This is a genomic window from Schaalia odontolytica (assembly GCF_002847525.1).
Taxonomy (GTDB): Bacteria; Actinomycetota; Actinomycetes; order Actinomycetales; family Actinomycetaceae; genus Pauljensenia; species Pauljensenia odontolytica_B.
This window is the reverse complement of the sequence record NZ_PKKM01000010.1, coordinates 37,876-62,825: the sequence shown is the minus strand read 5'-3', so window position 1 is coordinate 62,825 and position 24,950 is coordinate 37,876. Positions and strand designations below refer to the sequence as shown.

17 protein-coding genes are annotated in these 24,950 nt (G+C 65.4%); 2 read left to right on the top strand and 15 right to left on the bottom strand.

All coding sequences use genetic code 11. The features are described from left to right. Positions 1-36 precede the first annotated feature (36 nt). On the top strand, positions 37-1,782 hold the full coding sequence (locus CYJ22_RS07755) for an L-serine ammonia-lyase, iron-sulfur-dependent, subunit alpha (RefSeq protein WP_101602209.1): 1,746 nt from the start codon (positions 37-39) through the stop codon (positions 1,780-1,782). A 303-nt stretch (positions 1,783-2,085) separates the two neighbouring features. On the opposite strand, the gene CYJ22_RS07750 is transcribed toward CYJ22_RS07755, so the two are convergent. The 11 genes from CYJ22_RS07750 to CYJ22_RS07700 all read right to left on the bottom strand — a co-directional run bounded on the left by CYJ22_RS07750 (position 2,086) and on the right by CYJ22_RS07700 (position 16,533). Beyond that, positions 2,086-4,620: an FtsX-like permease family protein gene (locus CYJ22_RS07750; protein WP_101602208.1), complete on the bottom strand. Its 2,535-nt coding sequence runs from the start codon at positions 4,618-4,620 to the stop codon at positions 2,086-2,088. Positions 4,621-4,652: 32 nt separating this feature from the next. After that, entirely contained in the window at positions 4,653-5,417 is a 765-nt protein-coding gene (locus CYJ22_RS07745) for an ABC transporter ATP-binding protein (protein WP_007587500.1), read from the bottom strand. Between the two features lie 760 nt (positions 5,418-6,177). After that, positions 6,178-7,929, bottom strand: a complete 1,752-nt coding sequence (locus CYJ22_RS07740; RefSeq protein ID WP_101602207.1) for an ABC-ATPase domain-containing protein — start codon at positions 7,927-7,929, stop codon at positions 6,178-6,180. 97 nt (positions 7,930-8,026) lie between these two features. Further along, positions 8,027-8,728 carry a hypothetical protein gene (locus tag CYJ22_RS10305; protein ID WP_243390477.1) on the bottom strand — a complete coding sequence of 234 codons (702 nt, stop codon included), beginning with the start codon at positions 8,726-8,728 and terminating at the stop codon, positions 8,027-8,029. A 116-nt stretch (positions 8,729-8,844) separates the two neighbouring features. Beyond that, positions 8,845-9,288 carry a hypothetical protein gene (locus CYJ22_RS07730; RefSeq protein ID WP_101602206.1) on the bottom strand — a complete coding sequence of 148 codons (444 nt, stop codon included), beginning with the start codon at positions 9,286-9,288 and terminating at the stop codon, positions 8,845-8,847. Positions 9,289-9,455: 167 nt separating this feature from the next. Further along, positions 9,456-9,986, bottom strand: a complete 531-nt coding sequence (locus CYJ22_RS07725; protein WP_165782136.1) for a hypothetical protein — start codon at positions 9,984-9,986, stop codon at positions 9,456-9,458. 197 nt (positions 9,987-10,183) lie between these two features. After that, positions 10,184-12,340, bottom strand: coding sequence for a class 1b ribonucleoside-diphosphate reductase subunit alpha (gene nrdE, locus CYJ22_RS07720; protein ID WP_101602204.1), 2,157 nt, complete (start codon positions 12,338-12,340; stop codon positions 10,184-10,186). Further along, positions 12,310-12,726, bottom strand: a complete 417-nt coding sequence (gene nrdI, locus CYJ22_RS07715) for a class Ib ribonucleoside-diphosphate reductase assembly flavoprotein NrdI (RefSeq protein ID WP_048671823.1) — start codon at positions 12,724-12,726, stop codon at positions 12,310-12,312. Before nrdI ends, nrdE begins: the two co-directional genes overlap by 31 nt. Before the next feature lie 326 nt (positions 12,727-13,052). Then, entirely contained in the window at positions 13,053-13,304 is a 252-nt protein-coding gene (gene nrdH, locus CYJ22_RS07710; protein WP_016460788.1) for a glutaredoxin-like protein NrdH, read from the bottom strand. Between the two features lie 1,692 nt (positions 13,305-14,996). Next, a complete protein-coding gene (locus CYJ22_RS07705; RefSeq protein WP_101602203.1) occupies positions 14,997-15,929 on the bottom strand; it encodes a patatin-like phospholipase family protein in 933 nt (310 codons plus the stop codon). Between the two features lie 28 nt (positions 15,930-15,957). Further along, positions 15,958-16,533: a GtrA family protein gene (locus tag CYJ22_RS07700; protein ID WP_101602202.1), complete on the bottom strand. Its 576-nt coding sequence runs from the start codon at positions 16,531-16,533 to the stop codon at positions 15,958-15,960. Positions 16,534-16,597: 64 nt separating this feature from the next. Here CYJ22_RS07700 and CYJ22_RS07695 point away from each other — a divergent pair, with 64 nt between their 5' ends. Then, the gene (locus tag CYJ22_RS07695) at positions 16,598-19,030 is read left to right on the top strand and encodes a S9 family peptidase (protein WP_101602201.1); all 2,433 of its coding nucleotides are present in this window, start codon (positions 16,598-16,600) and stop codon (positions 19,028-19,030) included. A gap of 118 nt (positions 19,031-19,148) precedes the next feature. Here CYJ22_RS07695 and CYJ22_RS07690 read toward each other — a convergent pair whose 3' ends face one another. From CYJ22_RS07690 to CYJ22_RS07675, 4 genes are all read right to left on the bottom strand, one after another. Continuing rightward, entirely contained in the window at positions 19,149-20,504 is a 1,356-nt protein-coding gene (locus CYJ22_RS07690; protein ID WP_101602200.1) for a hypothetical protein, read from the bottom strand. Between the two features lie 27 nt (positions 20,505-20,531). Beyond that, positions 20,532-21,875: a hypothetical protein gene (locus CYJ22_RS07685; RefSeq protein WP_101602199.1), complete on the bottom strand. Its 1,344-nt coding sequence runs from the start codon at positions 21,873-21,875 to the stop codon at positions 20,532-20,534. Positions 21,876-21,953: 78 nt separating this feature from the next. Continuing rightward, a complete protein-coding gene (locus CYJ22_RS07680; protein ID WP_101602198.1) occupies positions 21,954-23,300 on the bottom strand; it encodes a hypothetical protein in 1,347 nt (448 codons plus the stop codon). A 186-nt stretch (positions 23,301-23,486) separates the two neighbouring features. Further along, positions 23,487-24,839 (bottom strand): hypothetical protein, encoded by a 1,353-nt coding sequence (locus tag CYJ22_RS07675; protein WP_101602197.1) that lies wholly within the window; start codon positions 24,837-24,839, stop codon positions 23,487-23,489. Positions 24,840-24,950: the final 111 nt, after the last annotated feature.

Sequence of the window (24,950 nt, the reverse complement as noted above, 5' to 3'; positions counted from 1 at the left end):
TGCAGTCCCCCGGGCGGCTGCTGCACAATAGTCCCCATGGATCTTCGCCCCGTCGCCCTCGGCGCATCTGTCACGACGTATGACCCGTCGCGTCCCACGCCCGCAGCTATCGTCTCGGGCGAGGTGGCCGCGCACGATGCGCCGCACCCGCTGTCGGTCTTCGACATGTTCCGCATTGGTATCGGGCCGTCCTCGTCGCACACGGTGGGTCCGATGCGCGCGGGCCTGGCGTTTACGACTGAGCTGACGACGCTGAAGCCGCCGTCGCACATCACGATTGACCTGTTCGGGTCGCTGGGTGCGACGGGCCGCGGTCACTCGACGGACCGCGCGGTCCTCCTCGGCCTGGCGGGTTACGACCCGGAGACGGTGGACATCGAGACGGTGGAGTCCATCCTGCCGACCCTGGCCTCGTCGAGCATGCTGACGCTGCCGAGTGGCACGCAGGTCCCCCTCAACATCGCCGAGGACGTGCGTTTCGTGCCGCGCACGGTCCTGCCCTATCACGTGAACGCGCTGACGATCACCGCCTCCGACGAGGACGGCACCGTCATCCTGGAGCGCACCTATTATTCGGTGGGCGGCGGCTTCGTCATGATTCAGACGAATGACGACCCGCAGAACCCGGAGGTGTCTTCGCTCGCGACGAGCCAGGCGGGCGTCGGCATCGACGTTCCCGCGCCGCACCCGTTCGCGTCGGGCGCGCAGCTGCTCGCCGCGTGCGACGCGTCCGGCCTGAGCATCGCGGAGCTCGTGCGCATGAACGAGGAGGCGGTGCGACCGCGCGAGACCGTCAACGCCTACCTGGATCGCATCGCCGACACGATGTTCGACTGCGTGGACGCGGGCACGTCCGCGGCGGGTATCCTGCCGGGCGGCCTGGACGTGCCGCGCCGCGCCCGCGCGCTCGCCGGCCAGCTGGCGGAGCGCCTGACCGGCATCCCGCAGTCTTCCACGGACGAGGCCGGGGCCTCCTCGGGCGCATCTCCCGCGGAGGGCGTGCGCTCCCCCGGTGCGCGCGCCTGGGTGTCGACCGTGGCCGACCCGATGCGGGCGATGGACTGGGTGAACCTCTTTGCCCTGGCCGTCAACGAAGAGAACGCGGCGGGCCACCGCGTCGTGACGGCGCCGACGAACGGCGCGGCCGGCGTGATCCCCGCGGTCCTGGGCTACCTGGTGACGCACTGCCCGGAGACGGGGTCGACGCCCGGCGTGGCGGCGGGCCCCGCGACGGAGGACGGCGCGGTCACCCCGCTGGCGCACATCCGCATGACGACGGAGGACTCCTCGGAGACTTCTTCGGATGATCCCGCGTCGCCCGAGGCCTGCGCGGCCCGCCGCCGCGCCCTCGTGCACGACTTCCTGCTGGCGGCGACGGCGATCGGCGCCCTTATTAAGACGAACGCGTCCATCGCGGGCGCGGAGGTCGGCTGCCAGGGCGAGGTCGGGTCGGCCTCGGCGATGGCGGCGGCCGGCCTGGCGCAGGCCCTCGGCGGCACCCCGCAGCAGGTGGAGAACGCGGCGGAGATCGCGATGGAGCACTCGCTGGGCCTGACGTGCGACCCGGTGGCGGGCCTCGTGCAGGTGCCGTGCATCGAGCGCAACGCGATCGCGGCCGTCAAGGCGATCAACGCGGCGCGCATGGCCCTGTGGGGCGACGGCCGCCACACGGTGAGCCTGGACGTGGTCATCGAGACGATGCGCCAGACCGGCAACGACATGCTCTCGAAGTACAAGGAGACGTCGGAGGGTGGCCTGGCCGTCAACGTCGTGGAGTGCTGAGGCCTGGCCGGGCTTCGAGCCGACGCGCCGAACCGCACGTCAACACACCCGGTCCCACTGGTGTGGAGGGCGCCGGAGGGTCCGGAGGGCACGGGCGGGCTTCGAGGCGCGGCGCCGAACGCAGTGAGGTCGCCTAGCCTCGCGGGCGGCCGGGCCATCCGGCGCCCGGAACACCCGTGGCGCCACAAGCAACACCACACACCCGTGGGGCGCCTCGCGGCACCACACGCCAACGGGCGGGGCGCCGTGGGATAGACCCGCGACACCCCGCCCATCAACATCCGGTCTGTCACCCAGTGGTGATCACTCCGTGGCGAGCGCCTCCGAGGGGCTGACCTTGGCGGCCCGTCGACCGGGCAGCCAGGACGCGATCAGTGCGGACACGATGGCCACGACGCACACGCCGACCAGCTGCAGCCACGGCACGCTCAGGACCGGGGTAGCGCCCTCGATCGGCAGGGACATGACGCCCACCCACCCGAAGGCGACGCCCATGCCGACGCCGATCAGCGCACCGGTCATCGACAGGAACAGCGCCTCGAGGGCGAGGAGGCTCTTCATCTGGCGTCGCGTCAGGCCGAGGGCTCGCAGCAGCCCGTTCTCGCGGGTACGTTCGGCGACCGACAGGGACAGCGTGTTGGCCACGCCCACCAGGGACACGAGGACGGACACGCCGAGCAGTCCGACGAGGACGAGCATGAGCCGGTCGATGATCTTCGTGTACATCTGGCGCTCCAGCGCGGAGCCATTGACACTCAGGTGCGAGTCCTTGAGCAGCGCGCTCTGCACAGTCTCGGCATCGGCCCCGTCGGCCATCTTGATGATGATCGCCTGACGCTCGAGCGAGGTCGCGATGGATCGCAGTGTCTTCTCGGAGACTTGGGCCTGCCCGACGCTGCCGTTCTTGTCGTAGGTGGCGCTCAGGTCCACGCACGTGTCGGCGCACAGGCGCAGCGTCTGCCCGGCCAGGGCCTCGTCGCCGACGCGCACCTGGTTATCGCCCAGCTGGGTGACGGTCGAGTGGGTGACGCCCGTGTAGTCGGGTTCTCCGGTGATCATGACCGACGAGGCCTGGGCCTCGTCCTCCGACCCGTTTCCCTCACCGGAAGCGTAGGCGGGCGCGCCCGACGTGGTCGTCAGGGTGCCGGGAGCGGCGTACTGGGCGACGGTGGCGGCGACGCCGTCGGTGGCCGCGATGGCGGCCTGCTGGTCGTCGGTGAGCGCTCCGTTCGTGGAGGTTGCCATGAGGTCGAAGGGGCGCGCGTCGTTCACGGCGTTGGTGAGCGTGGTGCGCACGGAGGCGGCGCCGACGATGATGGTGACGACGAGGGTCACACCGATGATGATCGCGGTGCCAGTCGCGGAGGTGCGGCCGGGGTTGCGCATGGTGTTCTCGCGGGCCATGGCGGACAGGGTGCCCGGGAAGACCGAGCCGAACGCGCGGGTGAGGGCGGGCAGCAGCACCGAGGCGACGAGCAGCGCGCCGAGGAGGGCCAGGAGCGACCCGCCGAAAGCCCCGAGGAATTTCGTGCCGCCGCTATCCGAGCGCCACGCGAGGGCCACAGCTCCGCAGCCGGCCACCGCGATGAGCGCGCCGATGATGAAGCGGACGGTGTGCTTCTTGCGGGCGGCGGCCCCGGCCTCGTTCACGGGGGCGAGGGCGGCGACGGGTGCGACGCGGGAGGCGGCGCGGGCCGGGAAGACGCCGACCAGGGTCGTGAACAGGGTGGCACCGAGCCACGTGAGCGCGAGCTGCCAGACGGAGGCTCCCGCCAGCGCCGCGACGACGCTAGAGGCCAGGCCGGTACCCGCCTCCGCGAGCGCGCCAATCAGCCAGCCGAGCGCGACGCCAATCGCGGACGAGATCGCTCCGATCGCGAGGGCCTCGCGGGTCACGAGCGAGCGGACCTGTCGCCTGGTCGCTCCCAGCGTGCGCAGCAGCGCCAGTTCGCGGGTGCGCTGCGTGAGCACCACTCGGAAGGTCGAGGAGACGACGATAGAGGCCACGAGCGCCGCGATCGCCGGGAAGATCAGCATGATTCCCATCGTCACGGACGCTCCCAGGCGCGCCTGGTCGAGGTCCTTCGTGATCGCCTCGTGCACGCTGGTCACGGTCACGCCCGAGATGCCGCTGAGCGCGGAGTTTGCTCTCGCCACCCACTCGTCCTGGGTGGCGCTGGGAGGGTTTGCGTTGCTGTCCGTATCCGATCCGGAAGTTGCGACGATGAACTGCCCGGAGGCGGTCGTTCCGAAGATCGCGGAGAATCCGCCGTCGGTCACGTAGCTGGCGGGCACGCCCATGCTGATGGTGTTCGAGCGCGTGGTGCCGACGATGGTGAGGGTGCGGTAGTCGCCCTCGGTGAATCCGGCGCGCACGCGGACGGTGTCGCCTACCTTCAGCGAGAGGGTCAAGGCCGTGTGCTCGGGGATGGTGATCTGGTCGTCGGTGGTCGGGGTGGTTCCGGCGCTCAGGTCGAGGTCCGCGAAAGGCTTGGGGGCCAGCGGCGAGACGTAGAGGCCGGCGCGCGTCGCGTCGGTTTGGGCGTCGGCGGGCCACTGTGCCATGTGCTTGATCGCGGTGACGCCGCTGGTTGCGCTCAGGGCTTTTTCGGCGCTCTCAATGGCGCCCTCGGGCGCGTCCTTGTCTTGGGAGACGACGATCGTGCCGCCGCGGTACTGCTGGTAGACGCTGGAGGTCAGGCCCGAGGTCATCGCCGTCATGACGATGAGGGTGATGACGATAAAGGCCGTGGAGATAGCGACGGCCAGGCCTGTGGAAATGTAGCGGCGGCCGTGGGAGCGCAGGTTAGCGCGCAGGAGTGAGTGTGTTGCAGACATGAGGTGAGCCTTGGGGATGTAGGCGGGCGCGTTCAGCGCAGCGCCGCGGTGAGGGAGTCGGCGGTGACGTCGCGCAGGTCGGAGACGATGCGGCCGTCTCGGCACACGAGGACGCGGTCCGCGTAGGCGGCGGTGGAGGTGTCGTGGGTGACCATGATGACGCTCTGGCCGAGTTCGTCGACGGCGCGGCGCAGCAGGTCCATGACCTCGGTCGTTGAGTGCGAGTCGAGGTTGCCGGTGGGCTCATCCGCGACGATGACGGCGGGTCGGCTCATGAGGGCGCGGGCGACGGCGACGCGCTGCTGCTGGCCGCCGGACATTTCGGAGGGGCGGTGGCTCAGTCGATCCGCGATGCCCAGGGAGTTGACGATGAGGTCGAACCATCCCTTCTCAGGGGTGGCTCCGGCCAGGCGCATGGGCAGGAGGATGTTGGCGCGGGCGTCCAGGGTGGGCACCAGGTTGAATGACTGGAAAACGAAGCCGATGCGGTCTCGGCGCAGCTTCGTCAGCGCGGTGTCTTTCAGCTCGGTGATGTCGGTGTCTTCGACGAAGACGTGCCCGGAGGTGGGGGCGTCGAGGCCGGCGAGGATGTGCATCATCGTGGATTTGCCGGAGCCGGAGGGGCCCATGATGGCGGTGAATTCGCCGGCGCCGAAGCCGACGCTCACGTCGTCGAGGGCGCGTACCTGTGCGTCGCCGCTTCCGTAGATCTTAGAGACGCCCTGGAGTCGGACGATGGACGAGGCCGGGGCCCGGTCGGCCACGGGGGCCTGCGCGATTGTCGTGTTCGTGTTCATGCATCCATGGTGCGCCTGCGGTGCGCGTCACCGCTACGGAGGTTTCCCCTGATTCATCCCCGAGACCACCCGGGGTACCCTCGGGGGTGCTCGGCCGCCCCACCCCGGGGGTGCGACCGTTGAAATTCCCGTGTTATGTGCTTGCGGGGTTGTTGGTCCTGACCGCACTGCCCGTGGGCCGCGGGCCTGGCGGCGGGGACTGGCTGTAGTACCCATGAGTGAAGGCGCAGACACCTACCAGAAGTTTCGCATGCAATTCGATTGAATGAACTTTCAACAACATCCGGAATCGTTGCAATTCCAACGATGCCAATTCAAATCCTGAAATAGTCACAGGGGAATTGCATGCGAAATTGGTCGGCACGCAATAGACGCCTTGGCCTGGCTGTGACGCCCCCGGCCATACCCACAGAAGCCCGGTCTCGCCCAACCACACCACTCACGCGCCCAAAACGCAGACCACCTCACCCAAAACACCCCAAATTCACCCATTTTCACCGAAGTGGTCTGCGTTTTGGGCGATTCCCTGCCCAGCGCCGGTCGATTGGAGGGGTCGGAGGGCGCCGGAAGGACCGGAGGGCCTGGCTGCGGCGCCCGTGGGCGGTGGCGGGGCCAGGGCGGGCCTCGAGATCGACCACTCCGAGCCGCAGGCTCGCGTGTGGCGATCTCGCGGGCGGGCCGCCGCCCACGGGCGCACCAAGCAGCCCGGCCCCGCAGCAGGATCCGACGGCACCCGGAACACCCGTGGGGTCTGAAGCGACTACGACTCTGAGACCTCGCCGCGCAGCTCGCGCAGGGACAGGCCGCGGTAGCGGTTGATGGCGGCGCCCACGTCGATGAGGCGCGGGCGCGCCAGGAACGCCGGGTAGGAGCGGGCGCCGAACTTGCAGACGGCGTCCAGGCCCTCGGAGGCGAGGCGCCGGCCGAGCTTGGCCATGAGGTCGGGCATCGACTGCTTGCCAGCCATCTCCTCAAGGACGCCGCGCACGCACCAGGCGATGGCCTCGGCCTGCCCGGGGTCGACGACTGCGGCGACGTCAGAAATGTCGACGGTCGAACGGTCGATGGTCAGCACGGACGTGCCCGAGGCCTTGGTGCGCGGGCGGTCCACGCGGGCCTTTGCGGCGGGCACGCGGGGCGCTGCCTCCCAGCTGGTGGGGGCGTCGGTGCGGGGGCGCGGCAGGTCGGCCACGACCTCGCGTGCGCGGGAGGTGACGTCGAGGCAGCGGTAGTTGTCCATCATGAGGACCCGGTCGGCGGCGTCGAGGAAGGCGCCGGAGCCGCCGACGACCATGATGAGGGAGACGCCGGCCTCGGTGAGGGAGGTGACGCGGTCGACGAGGGGCGTGATGGGTTCCTTCTCGGCGGCGACGAGGTCGCGCATGCGCGTGTCGCGGATGAGGAGGTTGGTGGCGGAGGTGTCCTCGTCGATGAGGAGCGTGCGCGCGCCCAGCTCGAGGGATTCGATGATGGAGGCGGCCTGCGAGGTGGAGCCGGACGCGTTCTCGGTGGAGAAGGACGTGGTGTCGGCGCCGCCGGGCAGGTGGGTGATGAACGGTGAGATGTCGACGCCGGTGACGGCTCGGCCGTCGGCGGCGCGCACTTTCGTGGCGGTGGGGTCGGTGGCGACGAGTTCGCGGCCGTCGCCGGGGATGTGCGCGTACACGCCCTGGGCGATGGCCTCGAGGAGAGTGGACTTGCCGTGGTAGCCACCGCCCACAATGAGGGTCAGGCCCGGGGGGATCGCCATGCCGGACACCTCGCCGGCGTGCGGCAGGGTGACGGTGGCACGCAGGGACTCGGGCGCGCCGAAGGCGACGACGCCGTCACCGGTCAGAGGCGTCTCGGACACGCCGGAGCGCCGCGCCAACAGCGCGTCATCGGCGACGAAGGATACCCAGCCGCGTTCCTCGAGGATGCCCTGGAGAGCGCGGTAGTCCTCGTAGGCGGCGACGTGGCCGAGGAGGCGGGAGCGCTTGCGGGTGGTGGCCGGGTCCTCGGAGACGAAGTCGAAGCAGTCCATGACGATGTTGGGCACGTCCACGTCGAAGAGGCGGGCGGCGCTCTTGCCGAGGATCGTGCGTCCGCGCGCGGGGAGCTTGACCTGGAAGCGGACCTCGACACGGTCGGGCAGGACGGTCGCGTAGGAACGCTGGAGGATGAGGGCGCCGGCGCGGGCAATCGACACGTCGCGAGTGCCGCGGGCGCGAATGGCCTCGTCGAAGGAGCGGGCGATAAAGTCCGCAGCAGCCAGGCGCGCGTCGGACGAGGCCAGGGCGGCCTCGGGCAGTCCCATGGCCTCGGGTGTCGACCAGGCGCGCAGGGACGAGGGCGGGGCGTAGGGATCGGCCTGCACGTGATCGATCGCGAGGGTGAAGTCCCCGTAATCCCAGGCGCCGAGGGCGTTCTTGTAGAAGCCGTAGGGGCGCCCGTCCGCGTATCGCAGCTGGTCGAGGAGGTCAGCGTCGGTTCCGGCGATGGCGCGCGAGGGTGCTTCGTATCGGGGAGTCATGCTCTCAAGAATACAGGCGAAGCCTGCGAGAACGGGGGTGGCGTTCTCGCAGGCTTCTGTGGCGTTGGGCGACGCTGACGCGTCTTCTCGCCGGTTGTTATAGTTCGCTCATCACGGCGAAAACAACGAACAGGACGCCGAGCAGCAGCTGGAGGCTGGCCATCACGATCGTGACGATCATCGCGATCTTCGAGATGTTGACGAAGTTCTGCGGGGCGCCTTCACGCTTCGCCTTCACGTGCAGGACGATCGCGGCGATCATCGCGGGGACCGACAGGACAATGGTGAAAAAGAGCCAGCTGAAGACCGAGACGCCGATGGCCACGAACGAGCCAATCTGGATGTACGAGAAGTCCTTGCCCGCCGAGGGAGCGTACATCGGCTGACCGTACATGGGCTGCCCGTAGGCCTGCTGAGGCTGACCGTACGCACCCTGGGGCTGGCCGTAGCCCTGCTGAGGCTGGCCGTAAGCGCCCTGAGGCATGCCCTGCGGGGCGCCCTGGGGGGCCTGACCGTACTGCGCGTACTGGTTCGTACCGGGCTGGGTGAACTGGGGCTGGCCGGGAGCGGCAAAAGCATCCTGCTGCGGGAGCGCCGAGGCCATACCGGCACCTTCGGGCGCGTAGGGCTGCACAGCAGCCGAGGAAGCGCCGATACCCTCAGGTGCGTAGGGCTGCTGGGCCTGGGCGGAAGCCCCGTAAGCATCCTGCTGAGGGGCGTACGAAGCGGCACCGGCCCCCTCCGGCGCGTAGGGCTGCGCGGCGGCATCCGCGGGGGTCGGGTTCAGGGGGTCGCTCACTAGAGACTCCAATTCATCTATCTGTTTAATTCCGTAAGGAATCCTATCAGCACTGTTCGACGGAAAAATGTGAGGCCCGGATCAAGAATTGATCCGGGCCTCACACGGTAAAGAACTCAGTAGCTCGAGCCACCCGCGAGGATAGCAATGATGGCGATGACGTAGATCAGCACGAGCGCCACGAGGATCGCGATGTGAACGATCGAGCAGATCTTCGCAGCGTTACGCGCGCTCTGCACGTCCGTCGTGATATCGAGGGGGGCGCCGAGAGCCTGGGCCTCAGCCGTCAGCTTGTTCGCCCAGTACCACATGCAGCCGGACAGGATGAGGCCGCCGAAGACGAAGCTCAGGAAGGAGGCAATACGAACGGTCGAGGCGTTCGAACGGATCTTCTCGAGAGCCGGGTTCACCGCGTAGCCGGCCTGGCCGTACGCACCCTGGGGGGCCTGACCGTACGCACCCTGGGGGGCCTGACCGTATGCGGGCTGCGGGGCGCCCTGAGGAGCCTGGCCGTAGGCGGGCTGGTCGGCGGCGGGGTACTGGTTGATGGGATCGCTCATGGGATACTCCAGATGGAATTGGTCATCAATTACGCGGCTCATCCTAGCGCACACTTCGTTCCGTGCGGAAAGAACGAGGAGGGATGAGCGCTGCACCACTATCAATAAAATAAGAGGGATGCGCGCCCCACAAGGGGCGCGCATCCAATATCCGTCGCTCGATCTCGTCAGTACCCCGACGACCCACCTGCAATGAGCAGAATAAGGAAGGGGAGAACAAAGGAGATGAAGATCAAAAGCACAATGCCAACAATCTGAATGATGCTGCAGATCATCGCGATCTTCTTAGCGCCTTCCACGTCGTTGATCACGTCCATGGGGGCATTGAGGCCCTGCGCCTCGGTCACGAGCATGCCACCCCAGATCCACGCACCGATCGACAGGATCGGCCCAATGGTCACGAAGCTGACGAACGCCATAATTCGAACCATCGACGCGTTCGAACGCACGCGCTCAACCGCGGGATTCAGGCCGTACCCCACGTTGCCATAGCCGGGCTGACCGTATCCACCCTGCGGCTGACCATAGGCCGACATGCCGGGCTGACCCCCGTACCCGGGCTGGCCTCCGTACGCGGGCTGCCCCGCACCATACGCAGGCTGGGAACCATACGCCGGCTGAGCGCCGTACATACCCTGCTGGTCGTAGCCACCTTGGCCCCCGACGCCGCCGCCGTAGGGATTCATGGGATCGCTCATCGCTTACTCCGGGAAGATGTGAGGGGATTTACCTCCCACATCATACGAGTAGCTCTCCGAAAATCCGAATAGACGGCAAGGCTCACAGACACCAAATCTGTCAGTTTCCCGCGGACCGCGCCCCGGCCTCGTCCCACATAAAAAGGTGCGGGGGCCGGTTTCCCGACCCCCGCACCACCCGACAAACGGGCGTCACGTCACAGCATGCAGGACACGCAGCCCTCGACCTCCGTGCCCTCCAGGGCCATCTGGCGCAGGCGCATGTAGTACAGGGTCTTGATGCCCTTCTTCCACGCGTAGATGTAGGACTTGTTCAGGTCACGCGTCGTCACCGTATCCGGGTAGAACAGCGTGAGCGACAGGCCCTGATCCACGTGCTGGGTGGCCACCGCGTAGGTGTCGATGATCTTCTCGGGGCCGATCTCGTACGCGTCCCGGTAGTACTCCAGGTTCTCGTTCGTCATGTACGGCGCCGGGTAGTAGACGCGGCCGATCTTGCCTTCCTTGCGGATCTCCACGCGGGACACGATCGGGTGAATCGACGACGTCGAGTTGTTGATGTACGAGATGGAACCCGTCGGAGGCACGGCCTGCAGGTTCTGGTTGTACATGCCGTACGTGGCGACGTCGGCCGCCAGAGCCTCCCAGTCCGCCTGGGTCGGGACCTTGATCGACGAGGCGGCGAGCAGCTCGCGGCACTTGTCCGTCGTGGGGGCCCACTCCTCGTCAATGTACTTGCGGAAGAACTCGCCCGACGCGTACTTCGACTCCTCAAAGCCCTCGAAGGACTCGCCGCGCTCACGCGCGATCTTGCACGAGGCCTTAATCGCCTCGAACAGGACCGTCATGAAGTACATGTTCGTGAAGTCCAGAGCCTCCTCGGACCCGTAGTGCACGTGCTCGCGCGCCAGGTAACCGTGCAGGTTCATCTGACCCAGGCCGATCGCGTGGCTCATCGCGTTGCCGCGGGCAATCGACGGCACCGAGCCGATATCCGACAGGTCCGAGACGGCCGTCAGGCCGCGGATCGCCATCTCGATCGTCTTCGAGAAGTCCGGGGAATCCATGGTCTTCGCAATGTTGAGCGAGCCCAGGTTGCAGGAGATGTCCTTACCGACGTGGGCGTAGGACAGGTCGTCGTTGTAGGTCGAGGCCTCGGACACCTGCAGGATCTCCGAGCACAGGTTCGACATGGTGATGCGGCCCTTAATCGGGTTCGCCTTGTTCACCGTGTCCTCGAAGACGATGTAGGGGTAGCCGGACTCGAACTGGATCTCCGCGATCGTCTGGAAGAAACGACGAGCGTTGATCTTACGCTTGTGGATACGGCCGTCGTCCACCATCTCGTGGTACTTCTCCGTCACCGAGATCTCGGAGAAGGGCACGCCGTACACGCGCTCCACGTCGTAGGGGCTGAACAGGTACATGTCCTCGTTCTTGCGGGCCAGCTCGAACGTGATGTCCGGGATGACAACGCCCAGGGACAGCGTCTTGATGCGGATCTTCTCGTCCGCGTTCTCACGCTTGGTGTCCAGGAACTGCATGATGTCCGGATGGTGCGCGTGCAGGTACACAGCGCCCGCGCCCTGACGCGCACCCAGCTGGTTCGCGTAGGAGAAGGAGTCCTCGAGCAGCTTCATGACGGGCACGACGCCGCTGGACTGGTTCTGAATCTTCTTAATGGGGGCACCCGACTCACGCAGGTTCGTCAGCTGCAGGGCGACGCCGCCGCCGCGCTTGGACAGCTGCAGGGCGGAGTTGATGCCGCGCGCAATCGACTCCATGTTGTCCTCGATGCGCAGCAGGAAGCAGGAGACCAGCTCGCCGCGCGCCGCCTTACCGGCGTTGAGGAAGGTCGGGGTGGCCGGCTGGAAGCGGCCCGTCATAATCTCGTCCACGAAGCTACGAGCCAGCTCGATATCGCCGCGCGCCAGGTACAGCGACACCATGGCGACACGATCCTCGAAGCGCTCCAGGTAGCGCTTACCGTCGAAGGTCTTGAGCGTGTACGACGTGTAGTACTTGAACGCGCCCAGGAACGTCGGGAAGCGGAACTTGTGGGCGTATGCCTGCTTGTACAGCTCCTTGATATCCGCGAAGTCGTACTGGTCCAGAATGTGCTTCTCGTAGTAGCCCTCGTCCACCAGATACTTCAGCTTCTCTTCCAGGTCGTGGAAGAACACCGTGTTCTGGTTGACGTGCTGAAGGAAGTACTGGCGAGCCGCCGCACGGTCCGCGTCGAACTGAATGTGTCCGTTCGCGTCGTACAGGTTAAGCTGCGCGTTCAGCGCGTGGTAGTCCAGCTCCGGGGAGGGAGCTTCCTCTACGCCTGTGTCGGTGTAGTTTTCTGCCAAAACTGTTCCAGTCCTTCACGAACTCTGGAGACGTCCTCGGGCGTGCCGAGGAGCTCGAACTTATACATGTGGGGGACCCCCAGCTTGGCCGCGATAATGTCGCCCGCGATGCAGTAGGCCTTGCCGAAGTTAGTGTTTCCCGACGAGATGACGCCCCTACACAGGGCCCGATTGTCGGGGTCATTGAGGAACTTGATGACCTGTTTGGGCACCGCTCCCTTGAGATTGCCGCCGCCGTAGGTGGGCACGACGAGCACGTACTCATCGGTCACGCGCAGGGGTTCATCCTTGGGAAGCAACGGGATTCGCGCCGCCGGGAGGCCGAGCTTTTCGACAAAACGGCGGGTGTTGCCCGTCGCCGACGAGAAGTAGACGACGATGCCCATGGTGATCCTTCCTGCTTGGCGGGATACTGAACCTCTAGTGTCTCACCCCCGAGGCCCGGGCGGGGTCGCCTCGCACGCGTGTCCCATGTGGGATGATCGACGCGGTCGGCTCGGCGGGCGCACATGGCGGTTGGCGGTGCATGTATGCGGTCGTGGGCGGCGGACCCTCACGGCCAGTTGGCCGCTCATTTCCCCATGTCCACCGAGGGGTGCGCCCCGGCCTCACTCGAGCGCGTGCGCGCCGTTTCCACGGTGCACGCCCCGGCCTCGTCCCCGCCCGGATACGCGAAAGTCCCGGCCTCGCGGCCGGGACTTGTCGGCGCGACTCAGGCCTGCAGCGCCAGGGGGGCAGCTGCGGCGGCGACGGCCTTGATGCGGTCGGGTCGGAAGCCGGACCAGTGATCCTCGCCGGCCACGACGACGGGAGCCTGCTGGTAGCCGAGGCCCTTAATGAAGGCGAGGGATTCCGCGTCCTGGGTGACGTCGATCTTCTCGTAGGAGACGCCCTGCTTGTCGAGGGCGCGGTAGGTCGCGTCGCACTGGGGGCAGCGGGGCTTGGAGTAGACGGTGATCGACATGTTCGTGTCTCCTTGCGGCTCGAGGCCGGACGTTGGCATCCTATGTTGTCTTTCTGGCGGCTCGTTCGCCGCGAACACGACAACACTACACCTCGTGGGCGCCCGCGCAAGCGACCCCTAGATGTTGTGTATGCCGCCCTGACTGTGGATGAGACTGAAGGGGCCTGTGGACGGAGCGGGCGGTCAGGATCACGGAGGAGTCTTCATGGTTTGTCGCCCCGTGCGAGCGGGTGCACGAAGATGCGCGCAAACATTGGGGTTTGCGGCTAACCTACGGGCACATCTAGGGCCCCCAACTCCCCCACACGTCCCTGTGCACCCTGTGGACGAACACATCACCACCCTGTGCATAACCACTTGCTAACCGCCCAAAAGATGTCGAGCGTCACACTCACTGGCGGGGCTCTTGGGCGTGTCACACCCATACATCTAGGGGTCGTTGGCAACTAAGTGCCCCTAGATATAGGGGTTGGCCACATTTTCTGCGAAATGGCTGGAATCCTGCGGAAAGGCGATCGCAGGGGGCCTGAGAAAGGCGCCGACGCGCGCCTCCAACGGGAGGTGCGCCCTAGATCTAGGGGCCCGTACGAGCACTACATCTAGGGTGCGCATCTGGGCGTGGCGCAGACCGAGATACACATCAGCCAGATAGCACGAGATCGTGGGGCAACATCTAGTCGTCCCGCAGATCCAGGAACATATCGGCAGCAAGAGGCCCTAGATGCAGGGTCCGGGACAAAACGCGCCCGGCACAGCACCTCCAGAAAGTCGCATGCAATTCCACAACACAAGTGACGCAACATTACCTACTGGTACGAACAAGCAAGATGCTCGCAAAGAATTGCATGCGAAATTACTGAGCGGCAACCAGAAGCGCCGGGCACGAGCAGTTTGGATTGATCCCCGTGGCTCACCAACCTGATTGCGCCCTATTAGATCCCCAGCCAACCCACACCAACCTCTAGCGTCATGACACCAGGTCTCCGCCGGTACAAAACTCGCCCAGCACAGCCCCTTCATCGGCACATCCGGTACAAAACTCGCCCAGCACACCATAGAACGCCAATTTTGGGCACTTTTTCGCCTGCAGGGCGAATATAGTCACGCTCGCAGCTCAACCAAGCAGAGCAGGGCGAAAATTGTCACCCACAAGGCACGGAAACACGAGCGTCTTGAAAGAAAAATCACCCCTGTACGAGGTGTTAAGGGCCGTCGTGAAACATTTTTCGCCCATGCGCATTCACAACAGCCATTTTTGACCCATTTCAACCGAGCAGGGGCGATGTTTCTTTCACTGCGGATGCATGCCAGGCACTGGAGCAATCCGCTGGGGCGACATTTCTTTCAGGACCAGACCAAGACCACCGACCGAACCTCCGATCCTGACGCGCCGAACCAGACACCAGCAACCTGGCGGCGCCGGCGTGATGCGCGCCGGAGGGCACGGGCGGGCTTCGAGATCGACCACTCCGAGCCGTCAGGCTCGCGTGTGGCGATCTCGCGGGCGGCCGGGCCCGACGGCGCCCGGAACACCAGCGGCGCCACGAGCAACACCACACAGGAACAAACAGAAAGCGAGCGGGCCGGCTACGCGGCGGCCGGAGATCAGGCGGGGCCACAAGCACAGCCGGAGATCAGACAGCGCCCGAAACACCAGCGGCGCAACAAGCGCCGCCACAGGAAAAGGAAACCCTACAGCCCCAGGAACGCTTTGATCGCGGGCATTTCGCGCACGGCCTGCACCAGGCCGGCACGGTAGGTCGCCTCCAGGCGTTCGCGCCGCGACTCGGTGTTGTTGATCCACAGGTTGTCGGGGGCGAACACGTAGGCCTGGCCTCGTTCCTCGAGGTCGAAGAGGAGGCGGCGTCCCGCGTTGTAGCGGTCGGGGCGGCGAGCCACGCCCTCGAACACGGAGGGGAACTGGCGGTAGGCGGTGCGCAGGAGGGCGCCGACGCTGGCGGGCATGGGGCCCTTGACGTAGTCGCGGGGGCGAGTGAGGACGACGAGGAGTTTGCGGTAGCCCTCGCGCAGGGGCTGGTCGAAGGGCAAGCCGCCATTGGGGCCGAGCGCACCGTCGACATAGGTGTCGCCGTCGATCTCGACGGGAGGCATGAGGATCGGCAGCGTGGAGGAGGCGCGGATGATGGGTCCGAGCGTGTCCAGGGTGCTCATTTCTTCCTTGGAGAACCAGCGGACCTCACCGCGCGACGCGTTGAAGGTGGCGACGCGCGTGGTCGCCGGGTTCGCCAAGAACGCATCCATGTTGAAGGGCAGGGCGCCGTCGGGGTAGCAGATCTGCTGGTAGATGTACTCGGCGTTGAAGTAGCCGTGGCCCTTGCGGAAGTGCTTGAGTCCGCCGAATTCGGGGTCCTCGACAAGGTCGACGAAGGTGTCGTGAGAGCGCTGAGCGTCGCGGGAGGTGAAGTTGCACAGGTGGCTGGAGCCCGCGGAAACCCCGGAGATATGGGGGAAGTTAATGCCTTCGGCGATGAGTCGGCTGACGAGCGCGGCCGTGTAGGCGTTGCGCATGCCGCCGCCTTCGAAGACGAGGGCGGTGTCATCGATGGTGACCATCGTGGCGATGGATTCTTCGGGGGTCGGGTAGTGCTCTGCCGTTTCCTTCACGTTTCGACCCTACCGCCGCGCCTCGAACCTACGCGCGCGTATGCCCGGTGAAGACCACGTAGTGGTAAAAGAAGAAGCGGAACGCGGTGCCCAAGGCGAAGCCGACGACGTAGACGGCGATGTTGTCGGCCAGCGCCGAGGTGAACCCCAGGATGTGGTGGGTGAACAGCAGGCAGAACTGGGAGATGCCGATGCCGCAGGCGTTGGCGAAGAAGAAAAGGATGGCCTCGCGCGTGGCATTCTCCCGCGTGCGGCCGCGGTAGGTCCACAGGCGGTTGGCGATCCACGAGTAGAGCGTCGCAGTCGCGGCGGCGAGAAATTGCGCGGTGTTGGGATGCCCGGCGAGGAAGCCGAGCGGCCCATGCTGGAGCAGGTTGAACAGACCGGCGTCAACGATGTAGGCGGTGGCTCCGACCATGCCGAATTGTATGAACTCGCGCACCCAGGCGAGGAGTCGCTGCGTGAGGCTCAGGGACGAGGCCGGGGCTGCTCCCCCATCAACCTGCCCTCGGGTGCCGGGCTGGTGAAGGGGCGCAGGCCGGTCCGCGAGCGCCGCGGGTTCGAGCGCAGCGGATCCGCGCGAGGGAGCTTGTTCGTCGTTCACTCGTATAGTCTCGCACGGTCGTGCCGCTGTTTCGTGGATCCTCATCAGTTGGCCCACCTCTAAGATGGTCCACATGATTGACACGACCACGCGTGAGGCGGCCAATGCCTCGTCGATGAACACTCCCCCGGTTGCCCCGAAGCGTTACGGGTACCGGGTGCGCGACCAGTTCGGGCAGCATTTTGATGACCCGTGGGATTGGTTGCGCGACGGCGAGGACCCCGAGGTCAGGGCTCATTTGGAGGCGGAGAACGCGTGGGCGGACACGGTGACGGCGCCGACCCGCGAGGCGGCCGCGCGCCTCGTGGAGGAGGTCAAGGCCTCCACGGCGCTCACCGACGTGACGGTTCCGATCCGCGAGGGCGAGTTCTGGTATTTCCGGCGTTTCGCAGAGGGCCAGTCGTACGCGACGCATCACCGCGCGCCGGTGGAGCGCGACGAGGCCGGGGCGCCTATCCCGCTCGTCCCCGAACCGGGCGTCCCCACGCCGGGCGAGGAGCTCCTCGTCGATGAGAACGAGTGGGCGCGAGGGCAGGAGTTTTTCCGCCTGGCGGACATGTACCCGTCCCCGGATGGGCGCCTGATCGCGTGGGCGCGGGACACGAGCGGGGATGAGCGCTACACGTGGGTCGTGCAGGAGGCGTCGGGCCGCGTCATCGACGAGGCCGTGGTGGACGCTGGGTACGGCTTCGCGTGGGCGGATGATTCCGCTTCCTTTATCTACATGGGCGTGGACGACGCGTGGCGCGCGTGCGACGTGTGGCTGCACCGCGTGGGCACGCCGCGCGAGACCGACGAGCTGCTGTTGGTCGAGCCGGACGAGGGCTTCGAGATGGGGTTTGCGCCCTCGGGTTTCCCGGGGCACGTCGTCATTCATGCCTCGTCGTCGACGGCGGGCCGCGCGTGGCTGTGGCTGCCCGCCCACCCGTCCGTGCGCCCGCTGCCGCTCATGCCGGTGCGCCCGCGCACGCTGGTGTCGGCGGATTCGGCGGGCGACCGCCTGTTCATCGTGCATACGGGGCTGACGCAGGAGGGCTCGCTCGCTCAGGCGATGCTGCCCGAAGGGGGTTCGCCCGAGGCGTTGGCACGCCTCGGCGTCACGTCCTCCTCCGCGTTCTCGCGCGGTTCCCTGGCGGATCGCACCCCCGGCACTCCCCTGCCGGAGGACGAGCCCGCGCCCCTCACGCCGTTTGAGTCCTGGGAGCCGCTGCGCAGCCCCGGCCCCGGCGAGCGCATCACCGACGTCGAGGCACACGCGGGCTACGTGGCGCTCTCGCTTCGTTCGGGCTCTCTGACGCAGGTTGACGTGTGGGATCGCCGCGAGCCCACACCCACGTGGCGGCGCGTGGAGGTCGACGCCCCGGTGCGCACGATCGCGACCGTGCCGACCCCGTGGGAGGATTCGCTGCGCGTCGAGTTCCAGTCACAGACCGTTCCGCCCACGGTCGCGGAGGTTGCTCTGCCGGACCTGGCCCCGGCCTCGTCCCCCGAGGACACAAGCGAGACCGCGGCCCTGAGCGTGCGCACCCTGCGCGCCCACGAGGCGCCCGGCTGGGACCCCGCTGAGTTCGTCGAGGAGCGCGTGTGGGTGCTCGCGCGCGACGGCGCGACCCGTATCCCCGTCACCCTCATCCACCACCGCGACACGCGCCCGGACGGCACGCACGCGGGCTGGCAGATCGGGTACGGCTCGTACGAGGTCAGCTACGACCCCGAGTTCGAGACCCTGCGCCTGCCGATCCTGCGCCGCGTCGTCTACGCGATCGCGCACGTGCGCGGCGGCGGCGAGATGGGCCGCGCCTGGTACGAGGACGGCAAGGAGCTGGTCAAGGAACACACCTTCACGGACTTCATCGACGTAGCCGACTGGCTGGTCGACTCCGGGTGGGTGGCGCCCGGCCGCCTGGTCGCGGAGGGCCGCAGCGCCGGTGGCCTGCTCATGGGCGCGGTCACCAACGCCGCCCCGGACCGTTTCCGCGCGATCCTGGCGGGCGTGCCCTTCGTGGACGCGCTCTCGACGATCCTGGACCCGTCTCTGCCGCTCACCGTCGGCGAATGGGAGGAGTGGGGCAATCCGCTTACCTCGCGCGCCGTGTTCGACGCGATGAGCCGCTACACACCGTATGAGAACGTGCCCGACGGCGCGCTCCTGCCCGCGATCATGGCGACAACGTCGGTCAACGACACGCGCGTCGAGTTCGTCGAGCCCACCAAGTGGGTGCAGCGCCTGCGCGAGGCCACCGGCCAGGTACCTTCCACGGACGAGGCCGGGGCTGGGAAGCGCTGCAATTGCTGCGATTCGGAGGCCGGCGAGGCAAGCGCGAGCGGGGAGGCCGGCCACGGCCTCGTCGCCGCGCGCGACCCGCTCGAGCGTCCGATTATTCTGCGCACCGAGATGGTCGCCGGGCACGCCGGCCCGTCCGGGCGCGAGGGCCGGTGGGCGGCGCGCTGCGAGGAGTTCGCCTTCGCGCTGGGCCAGGTGGGCGTCACGGTGTAACGGCAGGGTCCGCTGACGAGCGGTCGGCGCCTGTTTTAACGGCAAACACAGGTGGGGCGGTCTTCGTTGGAAGACCGCCCCACTCGCGTTGCGTCACTGTGCCGCGCGGGTGCACGCGTTACTGCGCGCCGCCATCCCAGCCGGGGCGCAGCGCGAAGGACTCAATCTCGCGCAAATAGCCCGCCTCGATAAGTCCACTTCGCGGCTCGATGTAGCCTGCCATCTTGTCCGTCGAGAAGACCTCCCGGCGTTCTCCCCCATCCCACGGCCGGTAGGCAAGGGTGACATGGTGATCAGCCCAGCGATCCTCAAGCGCATAGACGCCAGTCTCGCTCACCTGGTACACCGTTCGTTGGCCGGTGCCTGGACCGGCATACTTAAACAGGTAACGGCCCTGGCCACTGTCCAAGTCGACCGAAAATGCATGACCATCCTCACTGATGAACCTGTATTCGCGACCCACCTGGACTCCCTTGTAGCGAAAAATATTGCGGTCTCTATTCAATTCAATGGGATTTCCTTGCTCGTCACGCACGGGAATAATCGTGCGCTGCCCCGTCGCTAGATCCCACCGCTGGAGAACCATGGTTCCCTTGAGGTCAGGCAAATTCGTCTTCTTCGCGGACTCAGGGTCGGCCGCCTGAATGGTCGGCATCGTGATCACATCTCCGTCACAGGCGAACATCGTCTGCCCCGAATAGAGGCCATCAATCTTCGGTGCCACTGCAAGAACCCGAGGCTCATAATCATTAATCTCGTCCAACTGGGCAACTGCCGCTAGCGCTTCCGGCTGATCGCTGTCGCCTCCCGATTGGGCGGTGTACATTGCGGATGCTGCCGACTTGATACGCGGAGATTCTTCCGTTTCGGTGATCAGTAGGATGCGTGATCCACACAGCCCGATATCACCTTTAGTACTGGTCGTTTCCGCGTACTCAACGCTTCCATCGAGTTCAATGCTTTCAAGGCGGTGCCCTCCCGCCCCTGAGAGAGTCACCACGACGGTTCGTCCGTCCGGGAGCCCATAGCGCTGAATCTCGTATCTGCCCCAGAATTTGCCTTTAATGACGCTCGTTCCCGCATCCGTCGTCAAGTAATTTTCTTCTGGCCCACCGTAGGAAATCCCGTTCTTCGTCCACAGAATGTCCCCTCCCGTCCTCTCTCCAATGAGAGATGTTTTTTGCCGTGCTTGCTCGTCAAGAAGCATGATCCAGTTGTCATGAAGCGGCGCTGACAAGCCCGACCACGACTGTCCTCCACTCAGGCGCACAGCAATGACAGCATCACCGATCGCGAGCTTACTAACCGGAGTTTTCGAGAAGGTGCCCTGCGGAACACAGCTCCACGCGAGCGCAGCAACCGAGAGCACGACGACGAGGAGCGCCCATCGCCGGGAACGCCTCGGCTTCTTCGGGTGGCCATGCTCTTGTTCGTCGGCACCTGCCTCGCGTCGCTCATCGTTGCGTGCGCTCATGGTCGTCTCCGTCCTCGTCTGTGCGCGCTACTGCGCGCCACCGTTCCAGCCGGGGCGCAGGGCGAAGGATTGGATGCTGCGCCTATACCCCATCAGCAGATTTCGCGCCACGAGGTAGCGCGACATTGTGCCCGTCGTCAAGAGCACCCGCTTACCGCCCCCATTCCACGGCTGGTAGGAGAGAGTGAGGACGTCCTCATCGTCATTTTGCTCGAGCGCATACACGCCGGTCTCGCTCACCTGGAATACCGCTGGGTTGCGAGTATTCTCCGATGGAATCGAGAAAAGGTGCCGGGCGTTGCCGCTCGTCACGTCAACCGCGTAGGCGTTCCCATTCTTCGTCACGAACCGGTACTCATCCCCCACCCAGATCGCTTGAGAATAGTAGAGGAAATTATCCTGATCCGTTTCGATGGGCTGTCCTGCTTCATCGAGTACAGGAATGATCGTGCGCTGCCCCGTCGACAGATCCCATCGCTGCAGGACCAAAACCCCATCCCATGGGTGCCTTGTGCCACTACGCACAGCGGCTGGGTCTTCCTGCTGAATACTCAGCACCGTGATGACGTTCCCGTCGCACGGAACACTCATCCGCCCCGTCAGCAGGCCATCAATCGCAGGTGCCACCGCAAGGAGTCGGGGAACACCACCATTGAGTTCATCGATCTGAAACACAGCAGCAACATTCTCCGGCATGTCACCGCCCGACTGGGCTGCATAGGCCTCGAACGCCGCCGACCTGATGCTCTCAGAATCCTCAGTATCGGTGATCCCAACGATGTGCTGCCCACACTGCCCAACCGACCCACTAGTATCGGGGATTTCCGTCGTCACAATGCGCCCATTAGGGTGGATCACATCGACCCTGATCTCCTCGCCCGAATCTACGACAACAATTCTCCCATCCGAGAGCGAGAAGCGTTGATCCTCAGCGAGCGACGGTTCTTTAACATCGATCTCCTGCGTTCCCTGATCGGTCGTCACGTATTCCTTATCCGGCGCCCCAAAGGAGAGACCGCGATCAGTCCACAAGAAAGCGACGCTGCCGTACCTTTTCGCCTCGATACGGGTCGCTTGCCCCCGCCCCTGCGCGTCCAGCAGCACGATCCAGTTGTCTTCCGGCGGGGTCGGAAGTCCCGCCGAGATCTTTCCCTCGCTCAGCCGCACAGCAATCACCGCATCCCCCAGACTCAGCTGATCGGCCCGCGTCTCCGTCACATCCCCCTGAGACATGCAGCTCGACAGCAGCATGACGAGCGACAGTGCTGCCGCGACGGTGCTGGACCGGCGCGCGCCCTTGCGGCTGAGCAACCCCCTGCGGGTCCTCGCGGGGGTGCTATCGCTGAGTGGCTCGTCAGTATGCGGCTTCATCGTCCTGATCCATTCTCGTCACTGCGCTAACGGTCGCATCATGCGCCCGCACCCGAGTCTAGGCCACGACAGATGACGTTACTGCGCGCCGCCGTTCCACCCCGGACGCACGGCGAAGGACTGTACCCCTCGCCGGTGGCCCGAGAAAAGGTCCGTCGTCCTGATATAGCCCGCCAATGCATCCGTTGCGAATACCTCGCGTTTGTCTCCTCCATCCCAGGGGTAGTAAGAGAGCGTGACATGATAGTCCCGCTCATTAACCTCAAGGAGGTAAATTCCAGTCTCGTTCGACTGGACAGAGACATTGTCATCGGACGCATTCCACGAGATGGAGAAGAGGTGCTTGGCGCGGCCACTCACCAGATCGACGGACCATACGCGACCGTCCGCATTGACGAATTTATGGTCACCTTCAGCCGGAAAAGCCTGAGAAGCGATCATGCTGCTCTCGCGATCCAGTTCAATGGCATTCCCGTCCTCATCGACCACGGGAATAATCGTGCGCTCCCCCGTCACCAGATCCCACCGTTGAAGTACAAAAGCGCCGAGCGTGGGGTCTGGCGCTCCGTTGAGGGCATCGCGATCGTAATAATACTGTCTAGTCGGCACCGTGAGTACATCATCTTCGCAGAACATGGCACTCTCACCTCCCCACAGGCCATCAACCAATGGCGCTACCCCCACCAGCCGAGGAAGATCACCATCGGGATCGTCCAGTTGCACAAGAACGTCCAGGGCCTCTGGATAGTTGCCACCGCCCGACTGGGCGGCATACGCCTCATAGGCCACCGATGCGATGTCTTCGGACCGCTTAGTGTTGGTCAGCTCCAGAATCCGCGAGCCGCACTGCCCGAGATGCCCTTCGGTCCCCGAGGTCTCTCTACGATCAACACGGCCATCAGGCTGGATAATGTCGACGGCATATCCTGTGCTCAGCGGAGACGTGACAACTGCAATTCCCCCATCCGGAAGAGCAAAACGCCCTTCCTCCGCGAAAGGAAATCCTTGATGCGCGAACTCCTGCACTCCCTCAGCAGTCGTCAGATAATCGATGTCTCGCGTGCCATAAGAAATCCCGCGGCCAGTCCACAGGACGCGGCCCCTGTTCCACTCACCGATGCGAGCTGCTTCTACCTGTCCTTGCGCATCGACCAGCGCGATCACGTTGTCACTGAGGGGCTTTTGGAGCCCCGACACGGAAGTTCCGGTACTCAACCGCACTGCGATAACGGCATCTCCCGTGCTCAGATTCTTCACCGGCGTCCCCTTCGGAGCCCCCTGAGACATGCAGCTCGACAGCAGCATGACGATCGACAGTGCTGCCGCACCGACGCCGCACCGACGCGCGCCCTTGCGACTGAGCAACCCCTTGCGGGTCCTCGCACGGGTGCTATCGCTGAGTGGCTCGTCAGTATGCGGCTTCATCGTCCTGATCCATTCTCGTCACTGCGCTAACGAGCGCATCATGCGCCCACATCCGAGTCTAGGCCACGACACCCGATCACCCGATCCCAGGCCCCACCTACCGCGCAATGCAGCGACACCGCGCCCCGGCCTCGTCCCATCGAGGCACGTCCCAACCGGGAACGAGACCTCGAAAGAGGGCCAACGTTACTGCGCGCCGCCATCCCAGCCGGGGCGCAGGGCGAAGGACTCGATGGCGCGCTGACCACCCGAGAACAGCTTGCGCACCCTCAGGTAGTCCTCCAGGTTGCCCGTCGAAAGAACCACGCGAGACTCGCCGCCGTCCCATGGATGATAGGAAAGAGTGACTGCTTGCTCGCGGGAGCTATCCGTCAGGAAATAGACGCCGCTCTCGGTCACCTGGAACACCATGTCACCATGTCCGACCTGCTCGGGGATAGAAAACAAGTGACGGCCCTGTCCGCTCTTCAGATTGATCGAGAAGGCATGACCATGTCGACTGATGAACCTGTATTCGTCACCCACCAGGATCGCCTTGCCACCGTAGATGTCCACATCTTCATTCAGCTGGATGGCGTTTCCTGCCCCATCAAGCACGGGGCTCACCGTGCGCTGCCCCGTCGACAGATCCCACCGCTGGAGAACGAGGGTCCCCCTCGCCGCATCGACGCCACCGTTTTGTGCGCCGACGGGATCATCCAATTGGATGCTCGGTGCCGTCAGCATGTCCCCTTCACAGGCGTACAAGTACTGCACTGACCTTAAGCCCGGAATCATCGGCGCCGCCGCAAGGATCCGCGGGGTAGCTCCGGCAGGATCGTCCAACTGCACGACAACCGAGAGGTCTTCCGGCTCACTTCCCTCGCCACCCGACTGAGCGGCATAGACCTCGAGCGCCGCGGACTTCATGCTCTGGGACACCTCCGTATTCATAATCGCTAAAACCCGCGACCCACACAACCCAAAGCCGCCCGACCAGTCATCGGTCTCCACGCTCGTCATCGTTCCATCACGCTCGATGATGTCCGCACGAATACCAGAGCCCCTCCTCGCAGCACTGATGACTTCGATTCGCCCATCGGGGAGCGCAAAACGGAAATATTCAACGGAACGATCACCCACGCGGGGGATCCGCTGCGTCCCCTCCTGCGTCGTCAAAAAATCCTCCGCCTGGACGCCGTACGACACCCCGAGTTCAGTCCATGCGATGTCACCACGCTCCCCGTGTTCGACATGCCCGGCTTGCCCCCGCCCTTGGGAGTCGAGGAGCACAATCCAGTTGTCACCCGTTCCACCCGGAAGGCCCGTAGACGCCTCTGCACCACCCAGCCGCAGGGCGATGACCGCCTCACCCGTCGTCAGCTTGTCGATAGGCTTTTCATCGAGAGATGCAAGGGAAAGACAGCCCGACAGCAGCATGACGATCGACAGTGCTGCCGCACCGACGCCGCACCGACGCACGCCCTTGCGGCTGAGCAACCCCTTACGGGTCCTCGCGCGGGTACCACCGGTAAGCGGCTCGTCACTATGCGGCTTCATCGTCCTGATCCATTCTCGTCACTGCACTAAATGGCAACACGCCTACCCCGAGTCTAGGGCACGACACCAGGGCCACCCCATCCCAGGCCCCAGATACCGCGCGGGACAGCG

Coding starts and splice junctions, on each gene's coding strand:
- nrdH (WP_016460788.1), bottom strand. CDS start 13,304: ATGTCGATCACCGTCTACTCCAAGCCCCGCTGCCCCCAGTGCGACGCG.
- CYJ22_RS07685 (WP_101602199.1), bottom strand. CDS start 21,875: ATGAAGCCGCATACTGACGAGCCACTCAGCGATAGCACCCCCGCGAGG.
- CYJ22_RS07740 (WP_101602207.1), bottom strand. CDS start 7,929: ATGACTCCCCGATACGAAGCACCCTCGCGCGCCATCGCCGGAACCGAC.
- CYJ22_RS07695 (WP_101602201.1), top strand. CDS start 16,598: ATGGTCCACATGATTGACACGACCACGCGTGAGGCGGCCAATGCCTCG.
- nrdI (WP_048671823.1), bottom strand. CDS start 12,726: ATGGGCATCGTCGTCTACTTCTCGTCGGCGACGGGCAACACCCGCCGT.
- CYJ22_RS07730 (WP_101602206.1), bottom strand. CDS start 9,288: ATGAGCGATCCCATCAACCAGTACCCCGCCGCCGACCAGCCCGCCTAC.
- CYJ22_RS07745 (WP_007587500.1), bottom strand. CDS start 5,417: ATGAACACGAACACGACAATCGCGCAGGCCCCCGTGGCCGACCGGGCC.
- CYJ22_RS07725 (WP_165782136.1), bottom strand. CDS start 9,986: ATGAGCGATCCCATGAATCCCTACGGCGGCGGCGTCGGGGGCCAAGGT.
- CYJ22_RS07690 (WP_101602200.1), bottom strand. CDS start 20,504: ATGAGCGCACGCAACGATGAGCGACGCGAGGCAGGTGCCGACGAACAA.
- CYJ22_RS07680 (WP_101602198.1), bottom strand. CDS start 23,300: ATGAAGCCGCATACTGACGAGCCACTCAGCGATAGCACCCGTGCGAGG.
- CYJ22_RS07675 (WP_101602197.1), bottom strand. CDS start 24,839: ATGAAGCCGCATAGTGACGAGCCGCTTACCGGTGGTACCCGCGCGAGG.
- CYJ22_RS07750 (WP_101602208.1), bottom strand. CDS start 4,620: ATGTCTGCAACACACTCACTCCTGCGCGCTAACCTGCGCTCCCACGGC.
- CYJ22_RS07755 (WP_101602209.1), top strand. CDS start 37: ATGGATCTTCGCCCCGTCGCCCTCGGCGCATCTGTCACGACGTATGAC.